The 1,875-nt window shown below is 46.0% G+C and carries 1 pseudogene; it reads right to left on the bottom strand.

From position 1 onward, the window contains the following. Positions 1 to 1,875 (bottom strand): annotated as a pseudogene (locus tag BHC51_RS00935) (hypothetical protein); the annotation flags it as partial.

The following is a 1,875-nucleotide window of genomic DNA, read 5'->3' as shown; positions in this document are numbered from 1 at the left end:
CTGTTTTAATTCTGTCACACCCTCAGTAGCATTGCTCAGGCTGGAATTTATACTGGAACTCAGGCTGTTCAGACCTGTTGCTGTCGACAGCGACAGGCTGTTCAGGCCTGAAGTAGCAGTATCCAGTCCTGTCTGTGTCACAGTTGACAGACTGTGCAGCTGTGAACCGTTGATGGCATCCGTTGAATCTGGTGTTACATGGCCAGCAGACACATTGGTAATTATCTGCGCCTTGTCTGTACCGTGGTCTGCACTATAGCTGCCATCTTTCCATTGCAGCGCATCCTTTTGTAGCTTTCCAACAGTATCACCAATGCTGCTGGCCATTGTAGATAGGCTGATAATGTCTGTTGTATTTGAGGAAACCAGCTTATCTGATAGTTCATTTATACTGCTGGAAACGCTCAAAGATAAACTAGACAAATTTGAATTGGTTGTATATAGCTGACCACCATTAACGGCGTCAGTGGAATCCTTTGTAGTAATATCACCATCTTGAACATTAATAATTTTTGCTGTTTTTGCTCCCGATGCAAGATGGGCTGCATCATAAGCCTGTACTTCATTATTCCACTGTAATGCATTATCTCGCAACTCTAGAATACTGGTAGAAGCAGATGTTTGCAACTCGGTTAATGTAGCACCAGTAGAGGAAATGTGGCCATCAACAGAAGTTGAAATACTTTTCAGTTCCTTTGTAGCTTCAAGAATGCTTGAAGAAGTAGAAGTACTCAAATTCGTGAAATCATCTTCAAGCGCAGATAAACTGGTTGATGTGGAAGAAGACAGCGAAGAAATACTGGTTGATGTGGAAGCATCCAGACTTTTTAACTGAGCCACATTTACAGCATCAGTATCCAGTGTACCTGCGGCCAGTCCGGTAATCTGTCGGGTGATACCAGCGCTGGCATTGCCAATAGCCACGACATTGCCAGAAGCCACTGATCCACTGCCCAAGGCTACACCATTCTCACCCTCGGCAATTGCACCTGCACCAATAGCAACACCATTAGCTCCACTAACGCGAGTGTTATTCCCCAGTGCCAGACCATTGGCAGCACTTACATTAGCGGCATTACCCACTATCATGGCACCGCCAGCCTGTGCAGTAACAGTATTGTCGTTACCTAATATTCTGATATTATCAGCTTTATTTACACCTTCTGAATCGGTTTGTATAGTATTCCTGTTACCAAATACACCAGTATTATCAGCAGCAATAGTGCCGTTCTGATTACCGAAAGAATAGCTTCCGTCACCTGTTACAATAGTCATACCGGAAGCAGCAGTAGTCTGCTTACCATTGTCTTTGTCATACTGAGTAGTTGCATTAGAACCACCAATAGCACCAGACCTCTTGCCGCTAACCTGATTAGCCGAACCGATGCTAATGCTTTGTTCACCTGTTGCCTGCGCAGAATTACCAATAGCTACAGCTGAATTATTTTTAGCCTCCGCCTGTACCCCCAGTGCTACAGTACCATCTGCACTGGCCTGAGACATCAGGCCGGCTGCCACACTGCCTACACCATTAGACGAAGCTACCGAACCCAAAGCCACACTCGAAACACCGGTAGCCTCAGCACCAACACCAAAAGCAATTGAGGCACGTCCGGAAGCCAGAGCAGCCGTACCAATAGCCATTGCACCACCTGCAGTAGCCGTAGCATTGGTACCAAAAGCCATTGAATAATTACCACTTGTATAAGAACCGCAACCAGAGGCAAAAGAATATACGCCATAAGCTACAGGCATTTTACTTATGGCTCCTCCGGTGAGCTCTCCCTGCATGGCAGCTTGCCTAGCATCTACAGAGCCGGTTGTTGTGCCATAAGGGTTTTTACCTCCGTAGGATCTATCTTCAGCAAACCGTAA

Origin of the sequence: Snodgrassella alvi (assembly GCF_002777745.1) — a bacterium.
Classification (GTDB): domain Bacteria; phylum Pseudomonadota; class Gammaproteobacteria; order Burkholderiales; family Neisseriaceae; genus Snodgrassella; species Snodgrassella alvi_D.
The sequence above is the reverse complement of the archived record's forward strand: the minus strand, read 5'-3'. Positions and strand labels throughout refer to the sequence as shown.